Origin of the sequence: Cryobacterium sp. TMT2-4 (assembly GCF_004402575.1) — a bacterium.
GTDB classification, from domain to species: Bacteria; Actinomycetota; Actinomycetes; order Actinomycetales; family Microbacteriaceae; genus Cryobacterium; species Cryobacterium sandaracinum.
The window spans coordinates 44,409-50,949 of the sequence record NZ_SOGE01000020.1; the positions used below are offsets into that span (position 1 = coordinate 44,409).

6 protein-coding genes are annotated in these 6,541 nt (G+C 68.0%); all 6 read right to left on the reverse strand.

The genetic code is table 11. From position 1 onward, the window contains the following. Positions 1 to 35: 35 nt before the first annotated feature. Positions 36 to 419, reverse strand: coding sequence for a D-ribose pyranase (rbsD, locus tag E3O54_RS06140; protein ID WP_104170697.1), 384 nt, complete (start codon positions 417 to 419; stop codon positions 36 to 38). After that, the gene (locus E3O54_RS06145; RefSeq protein ID WP_134343182.1) at positions 416 to 1,339 is read right to left on the reverse strand and encodes a ribokinase; all 924 of its coding nucleotides are present in this window, start codon (positions 1,337 to 1,339) and stop codon (positions 416 to 418) included. Before E3O54_RS06145 ends, rbsD begins: the two co-directional genes overlap by 4 nt. Beyond that, the gene (locus E3O54_RS06150; RefSeq protein WP_104100061.1) at positions 1,336 to 2,280 is read right to left on the reverse strand and encodes a substrate-binding domain-containing protein; all 945 of its coding nucleotides are present in this window, start codon (positions 2,278 to 2,280) and stop codon (positions 1,336 to 1,338) included. Before E3O54_RS06150 ends, E3O54_RS06145 begins: the two co-directional genes overlap by 4 nt. A 74-nt stretch (positions 2,281 to 2,354) precedes the next feature. Then, a complete protein-coding gene (locus E3O54_RS06155; protein WP_104100060.1) occupies positions 2,355 to 3,326 on the reverse strand; it encodes an ABC transporter permease in 972 nt (323 codons plus the stop codon). Between the two features lie 10 nt (positions 3,327 to 3,336). After that, positions 3,337 to 4,851, reverse strand: coding sequence for a sugar ABC transporter ATP-binding protein (locus E3O54_RS06160; RefSeq protein WP_134343183.1), 1,515 nt, complete (start codon positions 4,849 to 4,851; stop codon positions 3,337 to 3,339). Position 4,852: 1 nt separating this feature from the next. Next, positions 4,853 to 5,917, reverse strand: coding sequence for a LacI family DNA-binding transcriptional regulator (locus tag E3O54_RS06165; protein WP_104100058.1), 1,065 nt, complete (start codon positions 5,915 to 5,917; stop codon positions 4,853 to 4,855). Between the last annotated feature and the right edge of the window lie 624 nt (positions 5,918 to 6,541).

Here is a 6,541-nt window from a genome sequence, read left to right on the forward strand (position 1 = left end):
ATTCGTTCGGGAACGAGACGCCTAGAACGAGACGTCTAGAACGAGACGCCGCAGACCAGCGCCGCGTTCGCGAACGGCGTCGCCTCCCCCGAACGGATGAATAGCTTCGCCGAGGCCGACAGGTCCTTCAACTCGGCGTGGCTGATGTACTCGATCGCGTCGAACCGGTCGGCCAGCCAGACCCCGGCGGGGGCGGTTTTCGCCTCCTCCGCGGCCACGCAGCGCTGGAACACCATCTCCTCGAGCAGGGCGTCAAGCACCTGCTCGAAGCGCGGCACACCATGCACAAGCGCCAGGTCGATCACGGGAACGCCGGCCGGGATCGGCATGCCGCAGTCCGCGAGGAGAACGACATCCGTGTGCCCGAGGCGGGCCAGGGCGCCGGAGAGGTCGGCGTTCAGGATGCCGCGGCGCTTCATGCGCGTACCAGCGGCAGCTCGTCGGCCAGGGAGGGATACGACGTCTGCGTGCCGCGCGACTGCACTGCGAAGGCACCCACGCGCACGGCCCGGCGCACGGACTCGGACAGGCTCGACCCGGCCGCGAGCTGCGCGCTGAGGGCGCCGACGAATGCGTCGCCGGCGCCCGAGCTGTCCACGGCAACGACCCGTGGCGACGCCAGACTGTGGGTACCGTCCCGGTCGGCGCAGATCGCGCCCTTCGCACCGCGGGTGAGCACGACCGAGGGAACGCCCCAGTCGAGGAGCCGGGCGACGAGCTCGGCGTCCTCGGTGGGGATGACCATTTTCGGGGCGAGCTGCGCGAGCACGAGGGCAGCCTCGTGCTCGTTGACGACCAGCGGGTCGGCCCGACGGATGCTCGCGGCATCCAGTTCGATCACGGGCGCCAGGTTCAGCACCACCCGGCCGGTGGCCAGCCGCATTGCCGCCACGATGCCCTCCGCGGGAATCTCACCCTGAAGCACCACCACGGCGGCCTCCGCGATGACGGTCGCGCTGGCCTCAACGGCCTCCGCGCCCAGCAGTGCGTTGGCGCCGGGGATGATCACGATGGTGTTTTCGCCGTCGGCGGCGACCGTGACGAGTGCCAGGCCGGTCGGGCCGTCCACCGCGCGCACATTCGACAAGTTCACTCCGGAGCGGGTCAGGATCGCAGTCGCGACCTCGGCCTGCGGATCCCGGCCGACCAGGCCGACCATAATCACCGCGGCGCCCAGCTGGGCAGCCGCGACGGCCTGGTTGGCTCCTTTTCCTCCGGGGAGGAACTCCATCGACGTTCCGATGAGGGTCTCACCGGGCAGCGGGTGGCGTTCGATGGTGATCAGCTGGTCGACGTTGATCGACCCGACGACGACGACCGTGCTGGCGGAGTAACTCACTTGGCGAAGTCGCCGACATTCGTCTTCGTGACGGAGACGACCTCGACCGGAACGGTCTTCTCGATCGTGTCGCCGGCGATGGCCTTGATGGCCAGTTCAACGGCGAGCTTGCCGAGTTCGGCCGGCTGCTGAGCGATGGTGGCAACCAGGGTGCCTGCCTCGATGGCGGCGAGTCCGTCTGCCGTGCCGTCGAAGCCGACGACCGCGACCTCGGTGCCGGCCCGCGACCCGAGCGCCTGGATGGCGCCGAGCGCCATTTCATCGTTCTCAGCGAAGAGGCCGGTCGCGCCGGGGTTGGCCTGCAGCAGGTTCGTGGTCACGTCGAGCGCGGCGGCGCGGTCGAAGTTGGCGGTCTGCTTGGCGACCACGGTGATGTTCGGGTAGGCCTTCATGCCCTCTTCGAAGCCCTGGCCGCGGTCACGGCTGGCCGAGGTGCCGGAGACACCCTGCAGGTGGATGACGCTGCCCGTTTCGCCCATGGCCTCGGCGAGGGCGTCGGCAGCCTGACGGCCACCGGCCACGTTGTCGCTGGCGACGAGTGAGTTCAGGTCGGCGCCGTTGACCGTGCGGTCGACCCCGATGACCGGAATACCCGCGCTGAGGAGGTCGTTCACGGCGGAGGAGGCGGCGTCGGAGTCCACCGGGTTCACGATGACGGCCTTGGTGCTGCCGGAGGCGGCGGTGGCGAGCTGATTGGCCTGCGTGGCCGAGTCGTTCTGGGCGTCGACGATGTTCAGCTGCACGCCGGCCTCGTCGGCGGCAGCCTGCGCGCCATCGCGCAGTTCCACGAAGAACGGGTTGTTCAGGGTGGAGACGGCCAGCACGATCTTGGTGCCCGACGCCTCAGACCCGCCACCACGGCCGCAGGCCGTAGTGCCCACCAGAATCAGGGCGGCGGTGGCGGTCAGCGCCGCGATTTTGCGAAACGAGGAGGACTTCATTGTGTATTCCTTTGTGGTTATTGATGGGTGAGGAGAAAGGTAGAGGGGGTGACGGATGTCGGCCGCCGGCCTGGTCAGCTGCTGCGGGTCTTGCGGCGGAGCACGTCGACGCCCACGGCGAGGGCGATCACGAGTCCGATCACAACCTGCTGCCAGAACGACGTCACGTTGAGCAGGTTCAGGCCATTGCGGATGACTACGAGCACGAGGGCACCGACGAAGGTGCCTGAGATCTTGCCGAGGCCACCGGCGAGGGAGGCGCCGCCGATCACGACGGCCGCGATGGCGTCGAGTTCGTAGCCGGCCGCGGCCTGCGGCTGCGCGGAGTCGAGGCGCCCGGCGAGCAGGAGCCCGGCAAGTGCGGCGAATAGTCCGGCCAGGGCGAAGACGGTGACCAGGATGCGCTTGACCGGCAGTCCCGACAGCCGGGCGGCTTCGGCGTTGCCGCCGACCGCGTACATCGAGCGGCCGATGACAGTCCGGTTGAGCAGGAAGGAAGCGGCCAGGGCGGCGAGCACAAGGATGATGATCGGCATCGGCACCGGGCCCAGGTTGCCGCCGAGGAAGGAGACCTCGGCCGGCGTCGAGATCGGACGGCCGTCGGAGATGACCAGGGTCAGTCCGCGGGCCACGCTGAGCATGGCGAGCGTGGCGATGAACGAGGGCAGCTTGCCGTAGGCGTTGGCCAAACCGTTGATGGTGCCGGCCAGGGCTCCGACGAACAGACCACCCAGGAGGGCGATCCAGCCGGGGAGGCCGGCGCTGGCGAACATCCAGCCCGACGACATGGCCGACAGGGCCGCCACGGCACCCACCGAGAGGTCGATTCCGCCGGCCACGATGACGAAGGTCATCCCGAAGGCCAGCACGGCCACCGTGGACACCTGGATGCCGATGTTGAGCAGGTTCTGCGCGGTCAGGAAGTCGGGAGTCGCGATGAACAGGGCGATGCAGAGAACGACGAGGCCGACGAGGGCGCCGTTGTTGGCGAGGAACTTCTTGTAGTCGAGACCGCGGCGCTTCAGCGGCAGGGTTGTGGTGGACATGGTGGTTTCCCTATCTCTGTTCGTACTTCTCGTCGACATCGCGGGCGGCGAGTGTCATGACTGCGTCTTGGGTGGCCTCGGCGGCGGTGAGCTCGCCGGCGATCCGGCCGTCGCGCATCACGAGGATGCGGTCGCTCATGCCGAGAATCTCGGGCAGTTCACTGGAGACCATCAGAATCGCTCCCCCGGCCGCCGTGATCGCGTTCATCAGTTCATAGATCTCGACCTTGGCGCCCACATCGACGCCGCGGGTGGGCTCGTCGAGGAGCAGCACCGTGGAGGCGGCGATGATCCAGCGGCCGAACACGGCTTTTTGCTGGTTGCCCCCGGAGAGTGCGCCGATCGACTGGTCGATGGTGTGCATCCGGATGCGCAGTTTCATGGCCACCTCGGCGGCCCGGCTGCGTTGGCCGGCGAAGTCGACCAGACCCAGCTTCGCGGTGGCGGCGAGCGTGGCGTAGCCGAGGTTGTCGTTGACGGATGCGTCGAGCACCAGCCCCTGTCCCTTGCGGTCTTCGGGCACGTGCCCGATGCCCGCTGCGATTGCCGCCTGGATGCTGCCGTTCGGCAGCTGCCGGCCGCGCACGGCGACCGTGCCGGAGGTGTACCGGTCGGCGCCTGCGATCGCGCGGATCAGTTCGGTGCGCCCCGCGCCGACCAGCCCGGCGATGCCAAGCACCTCGCCCGCCTTGACGCTGAAGCTGATGTCGCTGAACGAGCCGGCCGAGGTGAGCTTGTCGACCGTGAGGATCTCGGTCGCCTGGCTCACGTCGCCGGCCGACCGCGGGAAATGGTCTTCGATGTTGCGGCCGACCATCAGCTTCACGAGGTCGTCTTCGGGGGTGGAGGCCGGCACCTCGGCGATGAACTCGCCGTCGCGCAGCACGGTCACGGTGTCGCCGACCTCGGCGATCTCGTCAAGGTGGTGGCTGATGAACAGCATGCCCACCCCACGGCGGCGCAGGTCGGTCATCACGGCGAACAGGCTCTCGGTCTCGTGGCGGGTCAGTGCCGCGGTGGGCTCGTCCAGGATCAGGATGCGGGCGTTGATGCTGAGCGCCTTGGCGATCTCGACCAGCTGCTGCCGGGCGATGCCGAGGTCGCCGACCAGGGTGTCCACGTCGACGTCGAGGCCGATCAGGGCGAGGGCGGCACGCGCCCGATTGCGCAGGGCGCTGCGGTCGACCAGGCCGTGCTTGGTGGGCATCCGCCCCAGCATCACGTTCTCGGCGATGCTCATGGTGGGAACGAGGTTCAGTTCCTGGTGGATCGTGGCGATGCCGAGTTCCTCGGCCGCGCGGGTGGTGGGCAGGGTGACTGTCTGCCCGTCCACCACGATGTGGCCGGCGTCCGGCTGGTACACCCCCGCCATCATCTTGATCAGGGTGGACTTGCCGGCGCCGTTCTCGCCCAGCAGCACCTGCACCTTGCCGGCGTAGACGCTGACGGTGACGTCTTTGATGACCGTCACCGGTCCGAAGGTCTTGCCCACGTTCTGCAGGGTGACCAGTGGTTGTTGACTCATGTCAGTTCTTCCTCGGGCTCGGCCCGGATGCGGGTGAAACGGCTGCGGGTGAATCGGGCACTCCTGAGATGGGCGCCGAGGACGACGCCCGGATGATCAGTTCGCTGGGCAGCACCACCGACTCGGGGGTGCCTCCGCCAATGACCTCGAGCAGCATCTTCACGGCGATCCGGCCCATGTCCTCGACACTGTGCGAGATGACGCTGAGCGCCGGGTCGAGCAGGGCGAACCACTCGATGTCGTCGAACGCGATCAAAGCCACGTCCCGGCCGATACGCAGCCCGCGCTTGTGAAGAATGGCGATCGCGCCCACGGCCATCGGGCTGTCGGCGGCGAGCAGGGCGGTGGGCGGCTGGCGCAGTTCGAGCAGCGCGTGCACGCCGGCCGAGCCACTGGCGGCCTGGAAGTCGCCGAAGTAGACCAAGTCGGGGTCCTGGCTGAGGCCGAACTCGGCCACCGCGCGAGTGAAGGCGGCGAACCGGTCCCGGCCGGTCGAAATGGCCTGCGGGCCCGAGATGTAGCCGATGCGGGTGTGGCCGGCCGCGGCCAGGTGTGCAACAGCCTGGCGGATGCCGGTTTCGCTGTCCGTGGTCACGCTCGGCACATCGAGGCCGTCCACGGTGCGGTCCACGAAGACGGTCGGGATCTTGCGTTCGATCAGCGAACGGATGCTGCCGCTGCCGTCCCCGAGCGGTGCCACGACGATGCCGTCCACTCGCCTGGAGATCAGGGTGTCCAGGTACCGGTCCTGCTGTTCCTTGCGCTCATTCGCGTTGCCGAGCAGCGTGACATAGCCGGCAGCCAGGGCGGCCTGTTCGACCGTGTGGGCGAGGTCGGCGAAGAAGGGGTTGCGCACATCCGACACCAGCAGGCCGATGGACTCGGTGTGGGTGCTGCGCAGGGCGCGGGCCTGGGCGTTGGGCCGGTAGTCGAGCTGGGCGGCCGCGGCGGCGACGCCAGCCCGAGCCGCGGGCGAGGTGGCCGGGCTGCCGGACAGGACCCGGGAGGCCGTGGCCACGGAGACGCCGGCCAGGGCGGCGACATCCTTGATCGTGATGGCAACCATCTCTCACCTCTTCGTGTTCGTGCGGGTATCAATGTAGTCGTGGAATCGTTTCCATGGAAACGATTTCATACTAGGTCCCCGCGAGGGCCGCTGTCAACGAGCCCGGAGGAACAGTGCAGCGAAGTAGCATGCCCGGTACGGCGCGGAGGAGACCATGGAGATTCAGCGAGATACCTACAGAGACGGCACCCTTCTGGGTCGGCTAGAACTCGGACGGATCCATCCGAAAGTCACAGACCTGCCGGTAGCGGACCTGTCGGCGGGGCGACCCGCGTCAGTCCTGGGCCTGGGCCTGTCTGCGCCTCGAAGTCGCGGCCCCGTCGGTGGTCAAGCCCGTCGAGACCCGGCGAGTCAGTCATCAGGGTTCCCGTGCCACATTGCACCTCCCGGCACGCGTTCCGTAAAGCGGGCGCACGTGAGAGGATCCACCGTCGTCCCCAACCTGCGCCACGGCACCGAGCGTTGCTGCCGGTCAGGCCGCGGGCTCAGCGCTGACTCGGTGGCGCCGCGCGGCCAAACAGCCGTGCTGCTGAACAAAGATACGAAACTTTTATCCACAAAAGATGAGTGACACTCGACTACGTGTGCTCCTTAAGTTATCCTCATAACATGACGAACCTCGCG